An 18,295-nucleotide genomic window follows, 5' to 3' on the forward strand; every position below is an offset into this window, starting at 1 on the left:
GCGATGTGCCCGTTGGGGCAGCCGGGTACGGTTTCAGCGATGTCGAACGCGCTGCCTCAACTCATCGCTGACCGTTACCGGCTCATCTCGCCGCTCGGACAGGGCGGCATGGGCCGGGTGTGGAAGGCGCGCGACGAGGTGCTGCACCGGGACGTGGCCATCAAGGAGCTCGTTCCGCCGCCCAGCCTCACCCCCGAGGAGCGCCGCGAGATGCGGGAACGCTCGTTGCGGGAGGCGCGGGCGATCGCCCGGCTGAACAACATCAACGTGGTCCGCATCTTCGACGTGCTGCGTACCGACGGCGATCCGTGGATCGTCATGGAGTACGTGCCGTCCAAGTCGTTACAGGACGTCCTCGCGGAGGACGGGCCGGTGTCGTCGGCCAAGGCGGTCCAGATCGGTCTCGGGGTGCTGGGCGCGCTGAAGGCCGCCCACAAGGCCGGCATCATGCACCGCGACGTGAAGCCCGGCAACGTGCTGATCGGTAACGACGGCCGGGTGGTGCTCACCGACTTCGGGCTGGCCACCATCCCTGGCGACCCGAATGTCACCCGCACCGGCATGGTGCTCGGCTCGCCCGCGTACATCTCGCCGGAGCGGGCCCGGGACGGCACGGCGGGGCCCGAGGCCGACCTCTGGTCGCTGGGCGCGACGCTCTACGCCGCCGTGGAGGGCAAGTCGCCGTACGCCCGGCCGTCGGCGATCGCCACCCTGGCCGCGCTCGCCGTCGAGCCGCTCCCGCCGGCGAAGAACGCCGGGCCGCTCAAGCCGGTCCTGCAGGGTCTGCTCCGCAAGGATCCGACCGAGCGGATCACGGCCGAGGTGGCGGAGCGGCTGCTTCGTAAGGCCGCCGGGCGGCGTACGCGGAGCATTCCGCTGCTGGATGGCGCACGTCGGCCGGGGCCGAACGGTCCGCGCGAGCCGCGCCCACCGCTGGTGCCGGCGCCGCGTCCGGCCGGCAACCACGTCGAGCGTCCCCCGGCCACCCCGGCTCCGCGCAGGCCCGACCAGAGTCCGGCCGTCGCCGCCGCCGGTGGGGCCTTCGCCGCGGACGATGCGACCGCCAAGGTTGCCGACAGCCTGGACGCGGCGCCCACCGCGAAGGTGGACCCGCCGGCCGCCGAGCCGACCACGAAGCTCACTCCGCCGGCCGCCGAGCCGACCACGAAGCTCGACGCCGCGCCGAATCCCGACACCGCGGAGCCCGTTGACGTCGAGGCGTCGTTGGTCGGGCCCGACCTGGCGCTCGACGAGACGCGGATCGACCCGACGCCGGTCGTCGGCGCCCCGGTGGAGCCGCCGGCACCGCCCAGAAACCCCACCTCCGTCATGGCGGAGCCGGTGAGTCCGGCGCCGTCGAGCGGCCGGGCCGCGGTCATTCCGGGTACGAAGCCGGAGCGCAACCGCCGTAACCTGCTGATCGTCGCGCTGGCCGCGGTGCTGGTGCTCGGCCTCGCGGTGGCCGTGCCGCTGCTGACCAGCGGCGACGACACGGACGGCGAGGGCGGGCAGCCGGTGGCCGCCACCACGTCGGCTCCGGCTCCGACCAGCGCCGCGCCCACCTCGGCCCCGCCGAGCAGCACCGCACCCAGCCCGACCCCGTCGGCGACCCCCTCGACCGCCGACTTCGTGCTGCCGGCGGGCTGGCGGTGGTACGAGGGGCCCACCGGCTTCAAGGTGCCGATCCCGAACGGGTGGCAGGCGAGGTTCCGTTCCGCTGACAACTCGGTGGTGCTGTACGAGGTCGGTGGCACGAGTCGAGTGCTGCTCGTCCAGTGGACCGATTCGCCAAAGAAGGACGCGTACGCCGACTGGAAGAAGCAGGAGCCGTCCCGCAAGAGCCGCGTCACGGCTTACGAGTATGTGGGTATCAGCCGCTGTGACTGGTATCGGACCTGTGCGGACTGGGACTGGCTGGAGACGCGCAAGGGAGTTCAGTTCCACGTCCGGAACCGGGGCGTGGTCACCGCCAGTAACCGGGGTTTTGCGCTGCGCTGGGAGGTCCCGGCGAGCACCTGGGATGCCGACCTGGCCAACTGGGACATCATCACCAAGGGCTTCAAGCCGGACCGGGTGAACTGAGACCTGGCCCGCCGGCTGCCGCGAACGTTGATTCGCATGGCCTTCCGTCGTACGGGGTATGGACGTTGCGACGACGGAAGGAGGTACGACATGGGTCACCGACTCAGGGACTCCGGGGCCCGGCTCGCACTGTGGATGCTGGTCGTGCTCGGGGACGTTGTCCTGCTGCTGATCGGCGTTGGCCTCTCCGCGCCGGTCGCGGTGCTCACTGTCGCGGCCCTCATCGTCGCGGGGGTGGCGGCCTGGCGGCTGGCCCGGCCGTCCACCCTGGCCGGACGGCGTGCGCTGCCCGTGCCGGCCGGCCAGCGACGCAGGGCCTGATCGGGCGCCCGGCACGACGATGGCGGCAGCCGTGCCGGCCGCGGCACAGCTCGGGCCGGTAGGCTGCCCGCCCATGCCCCTCATCGACGGCCTCACCACCCTCTGGGACAAGCTACTGAGCGCACAGCCCGCCCCACCGCCGCTGCTGGTCCTGATCACCGCCGTCGTCGCGCTGGCCGTGGTCGTCACCAGGGTGCCCTGGCGGGTCGCCCGTAACGCGGTCACCATCGCCCACGAGGGTGGCCACGCGCTGGCGGCGTTGCTGACCGGCCGGAGGCTGCGCGGCGTCCGGCTGCACTCGGATACCTCCGGGCTCACCCTCTCCGCCGGGCGGCCCAGCGGGCCGGGGATGATCCTCACCCTGCTCGCCGGGTACGTCGCCCCGTCACTGATCGGTCTCGCCGGGGGGTGGCTGCTCGCTGGCAACCGGATCACCCTGCTGCTCTGGATCGCGGTGGCGCTGTTGCTGTCCATGCTGGTGTTGATCCGCAACATGTTCGGTGTGCTGTCGCTGGTGGTCACCGGTGGTGTGGTGCTCGCTGTCTCCTGGTACGCGTCGCCGCAGGTGCAGGCGGCCTTCGCCTGGACGTCGGTCTGGTTCCTGCTCTTCGGCGGGGTACGCCCGGTGTTCGAGCTGCAACGGGTACGCAGCCGGGGCCGGATGCCCGAGTCCGACGCCGACCAGCTCGCCGGGCTCACCCCGTTCCCGGCGCTGTTCTGGGTGAGCTTCTTCGCCCTGGTCAACCTGGCCGTTCTGGTCGGTGGCGCGCTGCTGCTCGCCGGCCCGATCCTCAGCGACGCGGGCATCACTCTCTGACGGCCGGCCGTGCCCGACGGGAGCCCGCCGCAAGTTGACCCGCCAAGAGGCAGAATCGGACACATGCGATACGTGATCATCGGGGCAGGCGCGGTCGGCGGCACCATCGGCGTACGACTGGCGGAGGCCGGCCGGGACGTGACGCTGGTGGCCCGTGGTGGGCACCTGGAGACGATCCGGCAGCGGGGACTGACCCTGCGTACCCCGGAGGGTGCGGTGACCAGCCGGCTGCCCGCCCTGGGCGGCCCGGACGACCGGCCGCTGCCGGCCGACACCGCCCTGGTGCTGACGGTCAAGTCGCAGGACACCGACGCGGCCCTGGCGACCTGGGTGGACGCGCCGGTCGAGGGTGGCGGCACGGCGGGCGAGCGGCTGCCGATCGTGCTGGCCCAGAACGGTGTCGCCAACGAGCGGGCCGCGTTGCGGCTCTTCGCCCGGGTGCACCCGATCTGCGTCTGGCTGCCCGCCACCCATCTGGACCCGGGCGTGGTCGTGGCCAACGGGTATCCGCACCCGGGGATGCTGCACATCGGCCGTTACCCGTCCGGATCGGACGACACCAGCCGCGCGGTGGCCGCCGACCTGACCGCCGCCGGCTTCGTCGCCCCGGTCCGGGACGACGTGATGCGCTGGAAGTACGGCAAGCTGCTCGGCAACCTCGGCAACGGCCTGCAGGCGCTGCTCGGCGCGGACATCCCCGAGCCTCTCGCCGCCCGGGTACGCGCCGAGGGGGAGGCCGTGCTCGCCGCGGCCGGCATCCCGCACACCAGCCGGCCGGAGGAGGCCGCCGAGCGGGGCGACCAGGTGCGGCACCGCCCCGTCGACGGCGTGGAGCGGGCCGGCGGCTCCACCTGGCAGAGCCTGGCCCGGGGCGCCGGCTCCGCCGAGGCCGACCACCTCAACGGCGAGATCGTGCTGCTCGGCCGGCTGCACGGGGTAGCCACTCCGGCGAACGCGGCGGTGCAGATCGCCGTCCGCCGGGCGGTACGCGAGCGGATCCCGGCCGGCGGGTATCCCCTCGCCGAGCTGGAGAAAATGGTCGGCTGACCGGGCAACCGCGCCCCCGGCGCCAGGCGTCTCCCCTGCGACCGCGACGGGGGAGGTAGCAGGGTGTCGGACGTCGACGGGTTCGACGAGTTCTACCGGGGCAGCCGGCAGCGGCTGCTCGGCTTCGTCTGCGTGCTCACCGGCAATCTCGCTGAGGCCCAGGACGCCGTGCAGGAGGCGTACATCCGGGCCTGGCAGCGCTGGTCGACGGTGCGCGGGTACGACGACCCGGAGGCCTGGGTGCGGGTGGTGGCGAGCCGGATCGCGGTGAGCCGGTGGCGCAGCCTGCGCAGCCGGGCCCGGGCGTACCTGCGGCACGGGGCGGAGGAGAGCGTCGCGCCGCCCGGCACCGACACCGTCGCGGTGGTGGCCGCGCTGCGCCAGCTGCCCGAGGAGCAGCGCACCGCCGTCGCCCTCTACTACCTGCTCGGCATGCCGGTCGCCGAGGTCGCCCGGGAGACCGCGGCCCCGGTCGGCACGGTGAAGGCCCGACTCTCCCGAGGGCGCGCCGCGCTCGCCGGTCTGCTCGCGGTCGTGGATCTGGAGGAGGCCACCGATGCGTGACGACGACCTGGCGTTCGTCGAACTGGTGCGGCGCGAACTGCGGGAGGTCCGCTGGCCCGAGCCGGCCGAGATCCGGGCCCGGGCCCGGCGCCGCAGCCGGCGCACGGCGGTGGTGGTGGCCGTGGCCGTGCTGACGGTCGCCTCGGCTTCCGCCGTCGCGGTGGCCGCGCATCCTGGCCTCACTCCGGCCCCGTCCCTGGCGGCCACGGCCGGGCCGTCGCCGTCCGAGCGGGTACTGGCCGAGGTGCCGCTGGACGTGCTGCTCGGGCCGGCGGACGTGCGGACGGAGAGTGAGGCGCTGACCCAGGGGGGCCTGGGCGAGTCGATCCGGATCGACGACCAGCTTCTCCTGTGCAACCAGCTTCAGGGGCTCACCGCGAGCTGGGAGCCGTCGCGCTATTCGCGTTCGGTGACCCTGCTGCGGTCGCGGCCCGCCGGTGCCGACCACCTACCCGTCGATTTCGTGCTCTCCGAGGACGTCTACCGGGTCGCGCCCGAGGTGGGCGGGCGGTTGTTCGCCGGGATCGACAGGATGCTGGTGCCCTGCGACAACTGGCGGTCCCGCGGTCCGGCGCAGTGGCAGGGCGAGGTGATCGACGCCGAGGCGACCCACCGCTGGCAGGTGGTGGACCGGAGCTTCGCCGGCACCGAGTCGGTGCTGCTGCGGCACACGGTCGGGCCGGCCCGGAACCTGAAGACCGGTCAGGCGTTCGGGTCGCCGTCGCGGCCGACGAACACCGCGGTCGTCCGGGTCGGCGACCTGGTCTCGGTGATCAACCTGGGCCGGGACGGCACCGAGCCCGAGCTGCGCCGCCTGGCCACCATCGCGGCGAAACGCATGTGCCCCGCCGTCAACCCCCGCTGCTGACCGCCCGCGGCCCGCCAGGAGCCGTGCAACTTCAGGGAAACCGCTGCCTCCCGGCGTCCGGAGAGTCCAACTTCCCCGAAGTTGCGCGACGCGGGCGGAGGGGATGTCAGAGGGGGATGTTCCCGTGCTTTTTCGGGGGGAGGGTTTCGCGTTTGGTGCGGAGCACCCGGAGGGCGCGGGTGATCTGGGTGCGGGTCTCGTGTGGGGGGATGACGGCGTCCACGTAGCCACGTTCGGCGGCGATGTAGGGGTTGGCCAGGGTGTCCTCGTACTCGGCGATCTTCTCGGCGCGGACGGCCGCCGGGTCGTCGGCGTTCGCCAGTTCCTGCCGGTAGAGGATGTTCACCGCGCCCTGCGCGCCCATCACCGCGATCTGTGCCGTCGGCCAGGCGAAGTTCAGGTCCGCGCCGAGGTGCTTGGACCCCATCACGTCGTACGCGCCGCCGTATGCCTTGCGGGTGATCACGGTGACCTTCGGGACGGTGGCCTCGGCGTACGCGTAGATGAGCTTCGCCCCGCGGCGGATGATGCCGTCCCACTCCTGGCCGGTGCCGGGCAGGAAGCCGGGCACGTCCACGAAGGTGAGCACCGGGATGTTGAACGCGTCGCAGGTACGCACGAAGCGGGCCGCCTTCTCCGACGCGGCGATGTCCAGCGTGCCGGCGAACTGCATCGGCTGGTTGGCGACCACGCCGACCGGGCGTCCCTCGACCCGGCCGAAGCCGACCACGATGTTCTGCGCGTAGAGCGGCTGGACCTCCAGGAACTCGCCGTCGTCGAGGACGTGCTCGAGGACCTGGTGCATGTCGTACGGCTGGTTCGCCGAGTCGGGGATCAGCGTGTCCAGTTCCCGGTCGGAGTCGCTGATCTCCAGCGAGGCCGGCGCGTCGAAGACGGGCGGCTCGTCCAGGTTGTTCGACGGCAGGTGGGAGAGCAGTGCCTTGACGTATTCGATCGCGTCGTCCTCGTCGGCGCCGAGGTAGTGCGCGTTGCCGCTGCGGGCGTTGTGGGTCCGGGCGCCGCCCAGCTCCTCCATGCCGACGTCCTCGCCGGTGACCGTCTTGATCACGTCGGGGCCGGTGATGAACATGTGCGAGGTCTGGTCGACCATCACGGTGAAGTCGGTGACCGCCGGCGAGTAGACCGCGCCGCCCGCGCACGGGCCCATGATCAGTGAGATCTGCGGGATGACGCCGCTGGCCCGGACGTTGCGGAAGAAGATCTCACCATAGAGGCCGAGCGAGGCGACGCCCTCCTGGATCCGTGCACCGCCGGAGTCGTTGATGCCGATGACCGGGCAGCCGATCTTCATGGCGAGGTCCATCACCTTGACGATCTTCTCGCCGAAGACCTCGCCGAGGGAGCCGCCGAAGACCGTGAAGTCCTGCGCGAAGACGCACACCTGCCGGCCGTCCACCGTGCCGTAGCCGGTCACCACGCCGTCGCCGTACGGCCGGGTCTTCGCCAGGCCGAAGTTGGTGGACCGGTGCCGGGCGAACTCGTCCAGCTCGACGAAGGAACCCTCGTCGAGCAGCATCTCGATCCGCTCCCGGGCGGTCTTCTTGCCCCGGGCGTGCTGCTTCTCGACCGCGCGCGCCGAGCCGGCGTGCACCGCCTCGTCGACCCGGCGTTCCAGGTCCGCCAGCTTCCCGGCGGTGGTGTGGATGTTGATCCCGGCCTCGGTAGTCACCCAGGGAATATAACGATGGTTCAGCGGGGCACCGTTGTGCCGTGCGCCTCACCGGCTTCCCGGCGGCCCCTCCCGCGGGGTCGTAGGCTGGCGGGATGCCCGGCTCCCCGTACACCGATCTGGATCGCCCGCCGCTCTCGGCGGCCCGGCTGCGGCGTGCGCTGGTCGCCCCGCACGGGCCGTGGCGCCGCCTGGAACTGGTCGCGGAGACCGGCTCGACCAACGCCGACGTGGTCGAGGCCGCCGCTGCCGGCGAGCCCGAGGGCCTGGTGCTGGTCGCCGAGCGGCAGACCGCCGGGCGGGGCCGGCGCGGCCGGGTCTGGCAGTCGCCGCCGCGGGCGGGCATCGCGACCAGCGTCCTGCTCCGGCCCGGCGAGGCCGTCGCGGAGCGCGGCTGGTCGCCCGTGCCACCCTCGGGGTACGGCTGGCTGCCGCTGCTCGCGGGGGTCGCGCTGGTCGAGGTGGTGGCCCGGCTGGCCGAGCTGGACGCCCGCCTGAAGTGGCCCAACGACCTGCTGATCGACGGCGCGAAGGGTGCCGGGGTGCTGGCCGAGGCGGTGCCGGGAGGCACCCCGGCCCGGCCGCCCGCGATCGTGCTCGGCATCGGCCTCAACGTGACGCTGCGCGCCGACGAGCTGCCGGCGAACCCGACCGGGCTGCCCGCCACCTCGCTCCAGCTCGCCGGGGCCACCGCCACCGACCGGGACCCGCTGCTGCGCGCCCTGCTCCGCTCGCTCGCCGACTGGTACGACCGCTGGCGCGCGGCTGACGGCGACGCGGCGGCCAGCGGCCTGCGGGAGGCGTATGTGGCGGCCTGTGCCACCGTCGGCCGTGATGTCCGGGTGCTGCTCCCCGACGGCCGCGACGTACGCGGCACCGCGACCGGCGTCGACCCGGACGGTCAGCTCCTGGTCGACGGCCCGGCGGGCGAACTCCGCCTTGCCGCCGGCGACGTCCTCCACCTGCGGTGAAAAGAAGCACCCCTGACTGACGCCCGCGGTCGAGCAGGGGTCCCCAGTCGAGACGCGGCAGCCTCCCCCCGTGCGGCCGATCCCCGCTACGAGCATCGACCCGATACGGTCAGCGCGTCCTGTTTTGCGAGGAGGTTTCCGTGGCGTTCCCCGAAGACGTGCTCACCGAGGACGAGCACGTCGTGCTGCACCTGCATCCGCACTGGAAAGCGCTGATCCGGCCGATCCTGGTGCTGGTGCTCGCCGTCGCGGCGGTGGCCGCGGGCTGGCTCCTGCTGCCCGAGGGCAGCGGCGGCACGATCGCGCTCTACGTGCTCGCCGCCCTCTGTCTGGCGCTGGCGTTCTGGCTGGCGGTCTGGCCGTACCTGGTCTGGCGTACGACGCACTATCTCTTCACCAACGAGCGGGTGCTGCTTCAGCAGGGCGTCTTCTCCCGTGACCGGCGGGACCTGCCGCTGACCCGAATCAACGACCACTCCATGCACCAGCGTTTCATCGAGCGGCTGCTCGGTTGCGGCACGCTCACCATCGAGTCGGCCGGTGAGCGTGGGCAGTCGGTGCTCCACGACGTCCCGCACGTCGACCGGGTGCAGACCAGGCTCTACGAGCTGGTCGAGGCCCACCACGACAAGCACAGCCTGGGCGACGGCGAGATGCGCGAGATCCTCGCCGACATGCGCGACGGCAAGCCGCTGCGCGACCCCTCGGCCTGATCCCTCGGGCAAGCGACGTCGATCATGAAGTTGTCGCCGGGTACGGGCGGCGGCAACTTCATGATCGACCGATGGTGGGCGGGCCGGGCCGCCGTGGGCGCCCGGGTCAGGGGCGGGGGAGGCGGCGGCTGCCGCCCTGGAACTCGGTGGCCAGCTCCGGTTTCAGACCGGCCCCGAGGGTACGGCCCAGGCCGGCGTCGGCCGGGGCGGGACGCCCCTGCACAGGGGCGTGGTCGGTCCGTATCTTCGGCCGGGGCTCGGTCTCCTCCAGCTCGCTGACCGACTCGGCCAGCTCCGCCACCGGGTCCAGCTCGGCCACGTTGTCCCATTCGTCGCGTGGGATGGCGTGCCAGGTCTCCTCGGCGTGCTGGGGCGGCGGCTGGAAGACGAACGTCCGGTACGACCAGAAGCGGAACACGGTGGCCAGCAGGACACCGCCGGTCTTCGCCCCGTTCAGCGCCAGCAGGCCGGTGATGCCGAAGCCGTACTTCGCCGCCGCCAGGACGCCCACTTCGATGGCCAGGCCGGTGGCGTTGAACAGGAAGAACAGGGTGTATTCCCGACGAAGTGCCGACGACGGTCGGTCGCGGTACGTCCAGTGACGATTCATAAGATACGAGGTGATCGTCGCCACAATGGTCGCGATCACGGTCGCCTTGAGCTGGCCGTTTCGGAATACGGTGAGTGCCAGCGCATTGAACACCGCGTAATTGAGGACGGTGTTGATGCCGCCGACAACACCGAATTTCAGCGCCTCATGGATGAACTTCTGCCAGCGCTCGGGCAGACGGACTCCAGGCATGCGAAACACCTTAGGGCAGCAGGCAGGGCCGGCTCGGCCCGGCGGGACGGGATGAGTGGAGGCTCACGCCTCGGACTCTCGGTCGTGGCTCGTTCCCGGAACTGGGGGAGTTCCCGCTTCCGCGAAAACGAACCGCCGGTACGACCAGAAGCGGAACAGCGTCCCGAGGCCGGTGCCGACGACGAAGCTGGCCACGTTGTCGGCCAGGGCGGTCTGGAACACGCGGGGCCAGACGGCGCCCAGACCGTAGTGGCTCAGCGCCAGGCAGCCCACGGCGATGCCCAGGCCGACCCCGTTGAAGAAGAAGAACAGCGCGTACTCGCGGGCCGGGTTCGAGCGCTGGCGGTGCCGCCAGGTCCAGAAGCGGTTGCCGACGAAGGCGAGGGTGGCGGCGACCACGGTGGAGATGGTCTTCGCCACCACGGGCGCCGAGTGCTGCACGCTGGACAGATAGTTGAAGAGCGCCAGGTCGACGAGGAACGCGAATCCCCCCACCGTGGCGAACTTGCTCATCTCGCGGATGAGGTGACCGAAACGGTCGAGCAGGCTTCTGAGCAGACCCCGACGGGTCTGCGGAGCCCCCGGTTGGTCTCCGGTCATCGTCACGGCCACCCGCAGAGAGTACCGGTTGGACGTACCCCTGGGCGGCAGCAACCGCGAGTGGGGCCGGCGCGAGGTCACCGGCCGGCCCCGCGGCCGGGTGGGCCGGGGCCGATCGACGATCGTGAGTCCGCTGGGTGCGCGCCGTCCGTTCCGGACGCCGCTGTGGCCGTTCCGGAGCCGATGAGCGCAGCGTAACCGGCCGTGCCGTAATCGTGGCCGGGATCGCGGAATCGTGGTTCACGACATCCGGGTTGCCTTCCGCGCATCAGGCATCCGCCGGGACCGCCACCGCCGATGCGGGCCGAAGGTTTTCCGCAGGATTTGCGTGAAACTGCGCGCGAAAGCGGGTATCAGATCGCGATGCCGCAGCGTGGCCGTACCTTGTGCAGTTCTTCACAACCAGTCCCACTGACTCGCGAGGCAGCCCGGTTTACGCTGAGCCCAATCCCAGGTTTCCACGAAGGCGATGCCACGGCTCGCCAGAACTCGTGCATCCCATACATCGGTCAGCGTCGACCACAAGGAGATGTGACATGGTTGCTCCGGCTACTGTTCGGGGTATCGATCAGGCCCCGACGTCCCACCCCAAACTGCTCGCCTGGGTACGTGAGGTCGCGGAACTGACCACCCCCGACCGGGTGGTCTGGGTGGACGGGTCCGATGAGGAGTGGCGCCGCCTCACCGACGAACTCGTCGAGAGCGGCACCCTGATCCGGCTGAACCCCGAGAAGAAGCCCAACTCGTTCTACTCCCGGACGGACCCGACGGACGTCGCCCGGGTCGAGGAGCGCACCTTCATCTGTTCCGTCGACGAGGCGGACGCCGGCCCCACCAACAACTGGATGGCCCCGGCCGAGATGAAGCGCGTCATGACGGACCTCTACCGGGGTTCGATGCGGGGCCGCACCATGTACGTCATTCCGTTCTGCATGGGCCCGGTCGAGGCGAAGAACCCCATGTTCGGCGTCGAGATCACCGACAGCCCGTACGTGGTCGCCTCAATGCGGATCATGACCCGGATGGGGTCGAAGATCCTGGACGCGATGGGTGACGAGGCCGACTTCGTGCACGCGCTGCACTCGATCGGTGCCCCGCTCGCCCCCGGCCAGCAGGACGTGGTCTGGCCCTGCAACGACACGAAGTACATCTCGCACTTCCCGGAGACCCGGGAGATCTGGTCCTTCGGCTCCGGCTACGGCGGTAACTCGCTGCTCGGCAAGAAGTGCTACTCGCTGCGGATCGCCAGCGTGATGGGGCGCGACGAGGGCTGGCTCGCTGAGCACATGCTGATCCTCAGGATCACCTCGCCGGAGGGCAGGGTCTACCACATCGCCGGCGCGTTCCCGTCGGCCTGCGGCAAGACCAACCTCGCCATGCTGGAGCCGACCATTCCGGGCTGGAAGGTCGAGACCATCGGTGACGACATCGCCTGGATGCGGTTCGGCCCGGACGGCCGCCTCTACGCGATCAACCCCGAGTACGGCCTGTTCGGCGTCGCGCCGGGCACCGACTGGAAGACCAACGCGAACGCCATGCGGACGCTGGACCGGGGCAACTCCATCTTCACCAACGTGGCCCTCACCGACGACGGCGACATCTGGTGGGAGGGCATGGGCGAGCCGCCGGCCCACCTGGTCGACTGGAAGGGCAACGACTGGACGCCGGAGAGCGACCGTCTCTCCTCGCACGCGAACAGCCGGTTCTGCACCCCGATCACGCAGTGCCCGATCCTGGCCGAGGACTACTACGACCCGAACGGGGTCCCGATCGACGCGATCCTGTTCGGCGGCCGGCGGCGGGACACCGTCCCGCTGGTCACGGAGGCCCGCGACTGGGTGCACGGCGTCTACCTGGGCGCGACGCTCTCCTCGGAGACCACGGCCGCCGCCTCCGGCGCGGTCGGTGTGGTCCGTCGCGACCCGATGGCCATGCTGCCGTTCATCGGCTACAACGGCGGCGACTACTTCCGCCACTGGATCGAGATGGGCAAGGGCGTCGACGGCGACGAGTCCAAGCTGCCGAAGATCTACTACGTCAACTGGTTCCGCAAGGACCCGGACGGCAGCTTCCTCTGGCCGGGCTTCGGCGAGAACTCCCGGGTGCTCAAGTGGGTCATCGAGCGGATCGAGGGCCGCGCCGAGGCCGTCGAGACCCCGATCGGTATGGTCCCGGGCCAGGACGCGCTGGACGTCGAGGGCCTGGACATGACCCCGGAGGACGTCCGCATCGCCCTCAAGGTCGACCCGGAGGAGTGGCGCAAGGAGCTGCCGCTGGTCACCGAGTGGTTCGAGAAGTTCGGTGACAAGCTCCCCGGCGTCCTCTGGGCCGAGCTGGACGCCCTGCGCGCCCGGCTCGACGTGGAGCCGCAGAAGTAGGTCTGAGGGCCGCCCGCGCCGGGCGCCAACGGATCGCCGTGAGGACGGCCGCCGACCTGTCGAGGTCCGGCGGCCGTCCGCCGTTGGGCTGCCGGCGCCGTCGAACATGAGGTTGGCGGCGGTCGGGGAGATCCACATCGCCGTCCATCTCACGACCGTCGATCCGGATCGGGTGGGTGGGGCAGGATGGGCGGGTGGGCGAGGTGTGGGACGTGATCGTGGTGGGGGCCGGGCCGGCGGGGTCGGCCGCGGCGCTGGCCGCCCGGCGCGGCGGGGCCCGGGTGCTGCTGCTGGACCGGTACGACTTCCCCCGGGACAAGCCCTGCGGCGACGGGATCGCCGCGCACGCGCTGGACGTCCTCGCCGAGCTGGGCGTGACCGGCGCGGTCGACGGGTACGCTCCGCTGCCCGTGCTGCGCCTCTCCGGCCCGGGTGGCGGCACGGTGGCCCGGGCGCTGCCCCGGCCCGCGTACACGGTGCCCCGGACGGTGTTCGACGCCCGGCTGGTGACGGCGGCCGTCGCGGCCGGGGCGGAGCTGCGCCGGCACACCGTACGCCGGGTGGAGGTGCGCGCCGATCGAGTGGTGCTGGACGGGGAGCTGTCCGCCCGGGCGGTGGTGGGGGCGGACGGCGCGGGCTCGGTGCTCCGCCGGGCGCTGGGCCACCCGGTCAACCCGGACCGGCATCTCGCCCTGGCCATCCGCGGTTACGCCCCGGCACTGCCCGGCCCGCCCGAACAGTTCATCGTCACCTCGTCGCCGCGCTGGCCGGCGTACGCCTGGTCGTTCCCGATCGGCGACGGTCGGGCGAACGTCGGGTACGGGGAGGTGCTGCGGGGCGAGCCGCTGACCCGGGCGCATCTGCTCGACCGGCTGGCCGCCCTGCTGCCCGGTACCGACCCAGCCGTGGTCACCGACCTGCGCGCCCACCACCTGCCGCTGTCCACGCACCGGCCGGCACCGGGGCGGGGGCGGGTGGTGCTGGCCGGGGACGCCCTGTCGTTGATCAATCCGTTCACCGGCGAGGGCATCTTCTACGCCCTGCGTTCCGGGGCGCTGGCCGGCGCGGCGGCGGCCGGTGCTCCGGACCAGGCGGCCCGCCGGTACGCCGACACGCTCCGCCAGCGGCTCGGCACGCACCTGCGGCACAGCTCCGTCGCCGCGTGGCTGGCCCGTCGGCGGGCGGTGGTGGACGCGGCGGTCCGTGCGGCCAGCCGGGACGACCGGGTCTATCGGACCGTGGTGGAGCTGGGGCTGGGCGACGGACGCCTCGACGCCCGTACCCTCGGCAAGATCGGATTTGGTCTCACGCGCACGGCAACTTCGGCTCGGCGCGTCTGACGCCGCGCCGCGCCGCCGGGGGATCAGCCACCTCGACACTGATCTTCAAGTTGGGTCGCTACCCTGCAAGGTGATGACTCTGCGGAAACTCCTCTACTCCGTGTACGAGCGCCGGCTGACGGCGAAGCTCGCAGGCAAGCCGGTGCCCCGGCACGTCGGCGTGATGTGTGACGGCAACCGCAGATGGGCCCGGGACATGGGCTTCGTCGATCCCAACGACGGCCACCGGATGGGCGCCGAGCGGATCAAGGAGCTGCTGCGCTGGTGCGACGCGGCCGGTGTCGGGCACGTGACCCTCTGGCTGCTCTCCACCGACAACCTCTCCCGCCCGGCCGCCGAGCTGGATCCGCTGCTCCAGATCATCGAGGACCTCACCACCGAGCTGGCCGAGGACGGCAACCCCTGGCGGCTGCGCATGGTCGGTGCCCTCGACGTGCTGCCGGCGCACCATGCCGTCGCGCTCAAGGCCGCCGAGGAGCGCACCCGGGACCGCAGCGGCGGCGCCCAGGTCAACATCGCCGTCGGGTACGGGGGCCGGCGCGAGATCGCCGACGCCGTCCGCTCGCTGCTGCTGGAGCATGCCACGAACGGCGGCACCATCGAGGAGCTGGCCAACACCCTCGATGTCGACCACATCTCCGAGCACCTCTACACCAAGGGTCTGCCCGATCCGGATCTGATCATCCGGACCAGCGGCGAGCAGCGCCTGTCCGGCTTCATGCTCTGGCAGAGCGCCCACTCCGAGTTCTACTTCTGCGAGCTCAACTGGCCCGATTTCCGCCGGGTCGACTTCCTCCGCGCCCTGCGGTCCTACGCCACCCGCCAACGCCGCTTCGGCGTCTGACCCCGACCCGCCGCCCAGCGCGTCGATCATGGATGGGTGGCGCCCGCTTCACCCGATTCGGTGTCAGGCGGCCCTGCTCCATGACCGGCGCGCGCCAGGGACGCGACCGGAGGCGCCGCGCGATGCGGCCGGTCAGGCCAGGTGGGGGAGGGCGGCCGTGAGGAAGTCGGCCAGGGCGGCGGGGGAGTCCAGGGTCAGGTCGGCCGCGTCCGCGACCTCGCGACCGGTCTCCGGGTTGGCGACGGCGACACAGACCCCGACGAAGTCCGGGTCGGCGGCTCCCCGGGCGCGCACGGCGGCGAAGGCCTTGATGTCGGAGACGTCGTCGCCGAAGTACCAGGCACCGCCGGCGTCGCGCACCACCTCGCCGATGACCATGCCCTTGTCCCGGTCGACCGGGGGCTTCAGCTCCAGTACCATCCGCCCGGCCTGGCAGCGCAGGCCCAGCCGCTCGGCCCGGGCCCGGCCCCACTCCTGGATCAGGTCGCCGAGCTGCGGGGCGGTCCGCCAGTGCAGGGCGACGGAGAGCCGCTTGAACTCCACCAGCGCGCCCGGCGGCAGCTCCGCCCGGGCCTGCTCGGCCAGCTCGGACATGGTGGGCACCCAGGGCAGCGCGGCGGGTTCGGTGACGGTCTCGCCGCCGGAGTGGCTGTGCTCGAGGCCGTAGAGTCCGTACAGGTCGATGCCGGCGAGGCCGCCGAGGTGGTCGCGGAGGAACTCCACCGGACGCGCGGAGACGATGGCGATCCGGCGTACGTGCGGGGCGAGCGCCTCCAGCACGGCGAGCACCTTCGGGGCGGGCCGGACCGCGGTGGGGTCGTCGCCGACCGGCGCGAGAGTGCCGTCGAAGTCGAAGAAGAACACCACGTCGGCCGAGCGGGCCGCGGTGGCACGCCACGCGTGCTCGGCGTCCAACGGGGTCGGCTGCTGGTTGCCCAGATTCAACGGCGACACGCGCGTCAGCGTACCCCGGACACGAGGGCCTATTCGTGGCCGAGATGTGACGCGCGGGCGTCGCGGCGGTTCAGCGTTCGGCGGCTCCCCGACCGCGCCGCTCGAACGGCACCACGGCCGCCTCCGGACCGTTGCTGAGCAGGTAACCCTCCACGAATCCGGCGTTCCGGTCGCCGGTGTGCGCCTCGATTTCGTTGAGCCGCGCCACCAGGAACTCGGTGAGCGCGCTGACCCGGTCGTTGAGCCGGTCGTGCAGTTCGGCGACGACGGCGAGGACCACCGCGGTGCCGGCCGTGGTGAGGGTGAAGAGGTTGACGACCAGGGGCAGTTCCCCGCCGTTCAGCACGCCGACCACCACGTTGCCGGTCACACACGATGTCACCGACATCACCGCGACCACGACTGCCCACCATTTCAGGGTCATGGACAGACCCCTCCTTCTGTCCCGCAGGGCCGGGTTCGGCCTTGTCCCGTCCCCCCGCCGACGACGAGCCCGAGCAGTACGAATAGGGACGCTAGCGTGCCCGTTCCGGCCCCGGAGCGAAACGATCGGGTCTTACCTTCCGTTCTTTCGCCATCTGAGGAACTACCCGGCCTCTTTACCGCTATTACGGACATCGGCCGGAAGAGTCGGGCGGTAGGCGAGATATCGGATGGTTTCCCGGATGTGGAACTTCTCCGCATCCGAGACGTTCGGGTCCACCAGCCGGCGCAGCAGCGCCTCGACGTCCGGGTCCATCTCAGGGGCGGGGGCGGTGCGCGGGGTGGTGGTGCGGTCCCACCCGAGAGCGGTGAACGCCGCCGCCGGATTGAGGCCCAGGCCCTCGCAGAAGGCGACTACCCGCTCCGCCTCGGGGTCGCTGGCCCAGTCGCCGCGTACCCAGCGGTTGATGGTCTGGCGGGAGACGCCGGTGCGCCGGGAGACCTCGGTGCCGCTCCACGCCCGCATGGTGCGGGCGTCGGCCAGCGCCCGGCGGACGAAGGTGGCGAAGGCGATCTTCCGTGCGTTGGTGGTCTCGGTCACTCCGTGACCGTACGGCCGGCCGGTCGCGCCGGCGTGCCCCGGCGCACTGCTGTCACGCCAACGTGACGGGTTCCTCGGATTTCCGGTAAACGATTCGGTGCTGCTCTTGAGGGGTGTCACCCGGGCAGGATAGATGGACGCCAGGACGGCGGTAAACAGACGAAAAGCTGATACTGTCACGCTCATGGGACAACTTACGGTGTGTCACGTGCATGAGACGATTAGTGCTCACATGCGTCACTCCGCGGGTGACGAGGGGGTCTCGTGACCGAGCTCGCGACCCGCGCCCAGGCCTTCGGCCTGATCGCGGACGGCGTGGCCGCCGGACTGAGCGCCCCGTGGCGCCTCTACCTGGCGCGGGGCTGCCGCTACCTCTCGCTGAGCGTGGGCGACCGGGACGAGTGGACGGCCTGGCGGACCCACCTCGGCTGCCCGGAGCTGAGCGTGCGGGTCTACGACGCCGGCGGCGAGATCCGGCGCTCCTCGGTCGCCGAGGTGATCCTGGACGGCTGCCGGATCAGCGTCGAACTGGTCGAGGAGGTCAGCACCGCCGACCTGGACGAGCTGCTGGTCATCGACCCCCTGGTCGAGCCGGAGGAACGATGACCCGGCGGGCCGCGCCGCCAGCGGGGGTGACCGGATGAGCCCGTTCCTCGCCGTCGTGCTCGTACTGGTGCTCGGCTCCACCTCCTACGCGGCGGGCCGGTTGCACGGTCAGCTCAGCTACCGGATCGGCTACCGGTTCGGCTACCGACAGGGGTACTTCGACGGTGACCGGGGCGCCTGGAACCGGCGGCGGCGCGACGCGCAGGCCGCGATCACCTCGGCGTTGACCCGCCCCGCCGCGGCGACGCGCGCCACGGTCCCGGTCGCCGGCACGGCGGCTCCCGCCGCGGTCGCCGCCCGGCCGGCGTCCGGCCCGCCGTCACGGGCCGGCGCGACCACACAGCTCGGCGGGCTCGCCACCCGGCAGGGCACCACGTACACCGGGTCCTCCTTCAGCGCCTCTGCCGGTGCCGTGGGCGGCCGGCAGACCGGGACCCTGGTCCGGCGACAGGGCTGAGGCCCGCCCCAGGACACGGTGTGCCGTCCGCGGCGGACGCGCACCGTCGGAGCCGACGTCAGACCGGTGACGGCGGCTCCCCCGGCCGGGATGCGCGCAGGGGGCATGCATCCCGGCCGGGACCGCCGCGGGTCGTTCATCTCCCTGTCGAGTGGGATCAACGTCTCGCACTAGCCGAAGGGCCTTCGGGACATTAGCGTCTAGGCATGGCACGGGG

The 18,295-nt window shown here is 71.8% G+C and carries 19 protein-coding genes; 13 read left to right on the top strand and 6 right to left on the bottom strand.

What is annotated here, in order from left to right; all coding sequences use genetic code 11:
• Nucleotides 1-39: 39 nt before the first annotated feature.
• The 6 genes from ACIRG9_RS00495 to ACIRG9_RS00520 all read left to right on the top strand — a co-directional run bounded on the left by ACIRG9_RS00495 (nucleotide 40) and on the right by ACIRG9_RS00520 (nucleotide 5,699).
• On the top strand, nucleotides 40-2,082 hold the full coding sequence (locus tag ACIRG9_RS00495; protein WP_402848069.1) for a protein kinase: 2,043 nt from the start codon (nucleotides 40-42) through the stop codon (nucleotides 2,080-2,082).
• Between the two features lie 90 nt (nucleotides 2,083-2,172).
• Complete coding sequence (locus ACIRG9_RS00500; protein ID WP_402848071.1) at nucleotides 2,173-2,403, top strand: hypothetical protein; 231 nt, start codon at nucleotides 2,173-2,175, stop codon at nucleotides 2,401-2,403.
• Between the two features lie 73 nt (nucleotides 2,404-2,476).
• Nucleotides 2,477-3,220 carry a M50 family metallopeptidase gene (locus tag ACIRG9_RS00505; RefSeq protein WP_402848073.1) on the top strand — a complete coding sequence of 248 codons (744 nt, stop codon included), beginning with the start codon at nucleotides 2,477-2,479 and terminating at the stop codon, nucleotides 3,218-3,220.
• 63 nt (nucleotides 3,221-3,283) lie between these two features.
• Entirely contained in the window at nucleotides 3,284-4,267 is a 984-nt protein-coding gene (locus ACIRG9_RS00510; RefSeq protein ID WP_402848075.1) for a ketopantoate reductase family protein, read from the top strand.
• 63 nt (nucleotides 4,268-4,330) lie between these two features.
• Nucleotides 4,331-4,831, top strand: coding sequence for a SigE family RNA polymerase sigma factor (locus ACIRG9_RS00515; RefSeq protein ID WP_402848077.1), 501 nt, complete (start codon nucleotides 4,331-4,333; stop codon nucleotides 4,829-4,831).
• Nucleotides 4,824-5,699: a hypothetical protein gene (locus ACIRG9_RS00520; protein WP_402848079.1), complete on the top strand. Its 876-nt coding sequence runs from the start codon at nucleotides 4,824-4,826 to the stop codon at nucleotides 5,697-5,699. Before ACIRG9_RS00515 ends, ACIRG9_RS00520 begins: the two co-directional genes overlap by 8 nt.
• A gap of 106 nt (nucleotides 5,700-5,805) precedes the next feature.
• Here the strand turns inward: ACIRG9_RS00520 and ACIRG9_RS00525 are convergent, their stop codons facing one another.
• Nucleotides 5,806-7,389 (bottom strand): acyl-CoA carboxylase subunit beta, encoded by a 1,584-nt coding sequence (locus ACIRG9_RS00525; RefSeq protein ID WP_402848081.1) that lies wholly within the window; start codon nucleotides 7,387-7,389, stop codon nucleotides 5,806-5,808.
• 95 nt (nucleotides 7,390-7,484) lie between these two features.
• On the opposite strand from ACIRG9_RS00525, the gene ACIRG9_RS00530 reads away from it, so the two are divergent.
• Together ACIRG9_RS00530 and ACIRG9_RS00535 are read left to right on the top strand one after the other, a co-directional pair.
• Complete coding sequence (locus ACIRG9_RS00530; RefSeq protein ID WP_402848083.1) at nucleotides 7,485-8,360, top strand: biotin--[acetyl-CoA-carboxylase] ligase; 876 nt, start codon at nucleotides 7,485-7,487, stop codon at nucleotides 8,358-8,360.
• Between the two features lie 140 nt (nucleotides 8,361-8,500).
• Nucleotides 8,501-9,073 (top strand): PH domain-containing protein, encoded by a 573-nt coding sequence (locus ACIRG9_RS00535; RefSeq protein ID WP_402848085.1) that lies wholly within the window; start codon nucleotides 8,501-8,503, stop codon nucleotides 9,071-9,073.
• A gap of 106 nt (nucleotides 9,074-9,179) precedes the next feature.
• Here the strand turns inward: ACIRG9_RS00535 and ACIRG9_RS00540 are convergent, their stop codons facing one another.
• A complete protein-coding gene (locus ACIRG9_RS00540; protein ID WP_402848087.1) occupies nucleotides 9,180-9,875 on the bottom strand; it encodes a GtrA family protein in 696 nt (231 codons plus the stop codon).
• A 63-nt stretch (nucleotides 9,876-9,938) separates the two neighbouring features.
• Nucleotides 9,939-10,475, bottom strand: coding sequence for a GtrA family protein (locus ACIRG9_RS00545; RefSeq protein WP_402850174.1), 537 nt, complete (start codon nucleotides 10,473-10,475; stop codon nucleotides 9,939-9,941).
• Between the two features lie 536 nt (nucleotides 10,476-11,011).
• Here ACIRG9_RS00545 and ACIRG9_RS00550 point away from each other — a divergent pair.
• From ACIRG9_RS00550 to ACIRG9_RS00560, 3 genes are all read left to right on the top strand, one after another.
• Nucleotides 11,012-12,853, top strand: coding sequence for a phosphoenolpyruvate carboxykinase (GTP) (locus ACIRG9_RS00550; RefSeq protein WP_402848089.1), 1,842 nt, complete (start codon nucleotides 11,012-11,014; stop codon nucleotides 12,851-12,853).
• Nucleotides 12,854-13,056: 203 nt separating this feature from the next.
• Entirely contained in the window at nucleotides 13,057-14,193 is a 1,137-nt protein-coding gene (locus ACIRG9_RS00555) for a geranylgeranyl reductase family protein (RefSeq protein ID WP_402850177.1), read from the top strand.
• A gap of 73 nt (nucleotides 14,194-14,266) precedes the next feature.
• On the top strand, nucleotides 14,267-15,037 hold the full coding sequence (locus ACIRG9_RS00560) for an isoprenyl transferase (protein ID WP_402848091.1): 771 nt from the start codon (nucleotides 14,267-14,269) through the stop codon (nucleotides 15,035-15,037).
• A gap of 132 nt (nucleotides 15,038-15,169) precedes the next feature.
• Here ACIRG9_RS00560 and otsB read toward each other — a convergent pair whose 3' ends face one another.
• From otsB to ACIRG9_RS00575, 3 genes are all read right to left on the bottom strand, one after another.
• Nucleotides 15,170-15,991, bottom strand: coding sequence for a trehalose-phosphatase (gene otsB, locus ACIRG9_RS00565; RefSeq protein WP_402848093.1), 822 nt, complete (start codon nucleotides 15,989-15,991; stop codon nucleotides 15,170-15,172).
• Between the two features lie 70 nt (nucleotides 15,992-16,061).
• Nucleotides 16,062-16,415 (bottom strand): hypothetical protein, encoded by a 354-nt coding sequence (locus ACIRG9_RS00570; RefSeq protein WP_402848095.1) that lies wholly within the window; start codon nucleotides 16,413-16,415, stop codon nucleotides 16,062-16,064.
• Nucleotides 16,416-16,577: 162 nt separating this feature from the next.
• Nucleotides 16,578-17,015 (bottom strand): XRE family transcriptional regulator, encoded by a 438-nt coding sequence (locus tag ACIRG9_RS00575; protein ID WP_402848097.1) that lies wholly within the window; start codon nucleotides 17,013-17,015, stop codon nucleotides 16,578-16,580.
• A gap of 264 nt (nucleotides 17,016-17,279) precedes the next feature.
• On the opposite strand from ACIRG9_RS00575, the gene ACIRG9_RS00580 reads away from it, so the two are divergent.
• Both ACIRG9_RS00580 and ACIRG9_RS00585 read left to right on the top strand, forming a co-directional pair.
• On the top strand, nucleotides 17,280-17,621 hold the full coding sequence (locus tag ACIRG9_RS00580; protein ID WP_402848099.1) for a hypothetical protein: 342 nt from the start codon (nucleotides 17,280-17,282) through the stop codon (nucleotides 17,619-17,621).
• A gap of 34 nt (nucleotides 17,622-17,655) precedes the next feature.
• Nucleotides 17,656-18,078: a hypothetical protein gene (locus ACIRG9_RS00585; RefSeq protein ID WP_402848101.1), complete on the top strand. Its 423-nt coding sequence runs from the start codon at nucleotides 17,656-17,658 to the stop codon at nucleotides 18,076-18,078.
• Nucleotides 18,079-18,295: the final 217 nt, after the last annotated feature.

It is taken from the genome of Micromonospora sp. NPDC093277 (genome assembly GCF_044765245.1).
Lineage (GTDB): Bacteria > Actinomycetota > Actinomycetes > Mycobacteriales > Micromonosporaceae > Micromonospora.

Coding starts and splice junctions, on each gene's coding strand:
- ACIRG9_RS00495 (WP_402848069.1), top strand. CDS start 40: ATGTCGAACGCGCTGCCTCAACTCATCGCTGACCGTTACCGGCTCATC.
- ACIRG9_RS00500 (WP_402848071.1), top strand. CDS start 2,173: ATGGGTCACCGACTCAGGGACTCCGGGGCCCGGCTCGCACTGTGGATG.
- ACIRG9_RS00505 (WP_402848073.1), top strand. CDS start 2,477: ATGCCCCTCATCGACGGCCTCACCACCCTCTGGGACAAGCTACTGAGC.
- ACIRG9_RS00510 (WP_402848075.1), top strand. CDS start 3,284: ATGCGATACGTGATCATCGGGGCAGGCGCGGTCGGCGGCACCATCGGC.
- ACIRG9_RS00520 (WP_402848079.1), top strand. CDS start 4,824: ATGCGTGACGACGACCTGGCGTTCGTCGAACTGGTGCGGCGCGAACTG.
- ACIRG9_RS00530 (WP_402848083.1), top strand. CDS start 7,485: ATGCCCGGCTCCCCGTACACCGATCTGGATCGCCCGCCGCTCTCGGCG.
- ACIRG9_RS00540 (WP_402848087.1), bottom strand. CDS start 9,875: ATGCCTGGAGTCCGTCTGCCCGAGCGCTGGCAGAAGTTCATCCATGAG.
- ACIRG9_RS00545 (WP_402850174.1), bottom strand. CDS start 10,475: ATGACCGGAGACCAACCGGGGGCTCCGCAGACCCGTCGGGGTCTGCTC.
- ACIRG9_RS00550 (WP_402848089.1), top strand. CDS start 11,012: ATGGTTGCTCCGGCTACTGTTCGGGGTATCGATCAGGCCCCGACGTCC.
- ACIRG9_RS00560 (WP_402848091.1), top strand. CDS start 14,267: ATGACTCTGCGGAAACTCCTCTACTCCGTGTACGAGCGCCGGCTGACG.
- ACIRG9_RS00570 (WP_402848095.1), bottom strand. CDS start 16,415: ATGACCCTGAAATGGTGGGCAGTCGTGGTCGCGGTGATGTCGGTGACA.
- ACIRG9_RS00585 (WP_402848101.1), top strand. CDS start 17,656: ATGAGCCCGTTCCTCGCCGTCGTGCTCGTACTGGTGCTCGGCTCCACC.